Origin of the sequence: Streptococcus sp. 79, from assembly GCF_013277425.1 — a bacterium.
Lineage (GTDB): Bacteria > Bacillota > Bacilli > Lactobacillales > Streptococcaceae > Streptococcus > Streptococcus pseudopneumoniae.
In genome coordinates, this window is the sequence record NZ_VMMW01000094.1 from 1 (window position 1) to 863 (window position 863).

The window sequence follows — 863 nt, forward strand, 5'->3', positions numbered from 1 at the left end:
ATTTCCCGTAAAAAAGCATCTGGATAAGCCTCTACAAAGGATTTCAATTCCTCTAAAGGAATCTTTCGGTTTTTGACGACTCGCTTTTTCCTCTCTAAGTGTCCTTGTTCACGTAAGTTCTTTTCCCACGTGAAGAGAGTTCTGACGCCAACATCAAAAACCTTGGCTGCCTCGACATGGCTGTGCCCCTCTTTGATGTAATCTAATGCTCGCTGTTTAAAATCTGTACTATATGCCATAGCTTTATTATAACATGCTTGTTTGAAACTAAGCAACTATATCACAAGATATTTTTTCGTTTCATTCATATTCAGTTGGATACTTTTCATACGACTATTTTATCAAATGGGACATTTTCACGTTCGAATGAAAGTTCTATAATGAAGTTAGCCATCCAGCCCTCCTAAAAATTAGATGTTTTAACTAGCTTATAGCTAGTACTCGATTTCATTTGATAAGAGGCTTGGAGCTGTTAAGCTGGAAAGCCAAGGCTAAGATTAGCCTTGGTTTAGCTGACAAAACTGCTTCAAGGGTTCCTCTTGTCAAATGAAAGCTCTTCTAGGCATAAGAAAACACCTCTGTGTTATACTTGTTGTTCAACCACAAACACAAGAAAGGCACAGAGATGCAAAACCATTATACTACAAAAGCCAAACATTTGACAATCGATAGCCGTCGCTTAATCGAAAGATGGAAAAAAGAAGGGAAATCAAATAGAGAAATCGCCTCTTTACTTGGAAAAGCTCCTCAAACCATTCACAATGAAATCAAGCGTGGGACAGTCCGACAATGTCTTGGAAAAGGACGCTTTAAAGAGGTTTATTCTGCCGACTATGCTCAACAGTCTTATGAAAATAATCGCA

At 38.2% G+C, this 863-nt stretch carries 1 protein-coding gene and 1 pseudogene; one reads left to right on the top strand and one right to left on the bottom strand.

The window, feature by feature from the left end:
- Positions 1–239 (bottom strand): annotated as a pseudogene (locus tag HT729_RS10620) (IS630 family transposase); the annotation flags it as partial.
- A gap of 386 nt (positions 240–625) precedes the next feature.
- Here HT729_RS10620 and HT729_RS10625 point away from each other — a divergent pair.
- The coding region (locus HT729_RS10625) for a helix-turn-helix domain-containing protein (RefSeq protein ID WP_172932002.1) at positions 626–863 on the top strand (238 nt) is incomplete at its 3' end.